Consider the following 971-nt stretch of genomic DNA (forward strand, 5'->3'; position numbering starts at 1 on the left):
TGATGGCTAAATCAGCGATGAAATATATGGTCCGCGCCTGGAACAAAGAATTGAAAAAACCAGAGTGGCGCATGGGAAGGCGCAAGCATCGTAAATCATGCGCCAGAGATTGGGGTGCTATCACCGCTGCCGCCGCTGAGTCATGGCATGAGCCTATTGATTGTCAGGATGCAGCAGACGAAGCGGTAGCGGAAGACGTAAGCAGCTGGAACGATTGAGGGAGCCAACCATGACCAAATCCACAGACGTACATGACCTGTTAACTGCTTACCAGAAACAGGCGCGGAAAATACCTGCAAAGGGTGTTTATGCCTCAAGACAACGCCAGATTGAGGTTCAGGCGGCTCATACGCGCAAGATAATGCGCAAGCGTCGGCGTTCAGTCGGTAAGTCAAATAAGCTTGGCTGTCGCTTTACTGCCGAAATGCGCGTAGCGCTGATTTGCGATATGAACTTTTGGGCGCTGGTATGCCGCTCTAACCGCAAGCAGGTAAATACAACGGGAGCCAACAAATGACCAATAACCAGTTAACAGAAAACAGCGTAACGACGAATAAATTAACTACCGGAGATAAAAAATGAATATTGATATTAACGAACTAACAATCGGCCAGGCTAAAGAACTGGCGGCATTATTTTGTGGTTCTGAAAATTCACAACCGAAAACGCTGGCCACGCAATATGTGGGCCGGCACGTAATTATTCGCACATATTCTGCCGGTGTCTGGTTTGGTGAACTGGCCGAAAAATCAGGTAACGAAGTAATTCTCGACAATGCTCGTCGCATGTGGCGCTGGCAGGCTGCAAAATCAATCAGCCTGTCCGGTGTTGCTAAATACGGAATCGACCGCGACAAATCAAAAATTGCACCTGCTGTTGATGCTGTGTGGCTGGAGGCCATTGAGATTATCCCCACTACGCCGGAGTCGGCACTGAGTATTTCGGGGGCTGATGATGTCAAGGCTGAGTAA

General features: G+C 49.0%; 3 protein-coding genes. All 3 read left to right on the top strand.

Features of this window, described 5'->3' with window-relative positions; translation table 11 throughout:
- On the top strand, positions 1 to 218 hold a 218-nt coding region (locus AQ981_RS25325), incomplete at its 5' end, for a hypothetical protein (protein ID WP_058914523.1).
- 11 nt (positions 219 to 229) lie between these two features.
- Positions 230 to 517: a hypothetical protein gene (locus AQ981_RS25330; RefSeq protein ID WP_058914524.1), complete on the top strand. Its 288-nt coding sequence runs from the start codon at positions 230 to 232 to the stop codon at positions 515 to 517.
- Positions 518 to 578: 61 nt separating this feature from the next.
- The gene (locus AQ981_RS25335; protein ID WP_058914525.1) at positions 579 to 971 is read left to right on the top strand and encodes a DUF6948 domain-containing protein; all 393 of its coding nucleotides are present in this window, start codon (positions 579 to 581) and stop codon (positions 969 to 971) included.

Origin of the sequence: Entomohabitans teleogrylli, from assembly GCF_001484765.1 — a bacterium.
GTDB lineage: Bacteria > Pseudomonadota > Gammaproteobacteria > Enterobacterales > Enterobacteriaceae > Entomohabitans > Entomohabitans teleogrylli.

Excerpts from the sequence above, each read along its gene's own strand:
- AQ981_RS25335 (WP_058914525.1), top strand. The coding sequence starts at position 579 with ATGAATATTGATATTAACGAACTAACAATCGGCCAGGCTAAAGAACTG.
- AQ981_RS25330 (WP_058914524.1), top strand. The coding sequence starts at position 230 with ATGACCAAATCCACAGACGTACATGACCTGTTAACTGCTTACCAGAAA.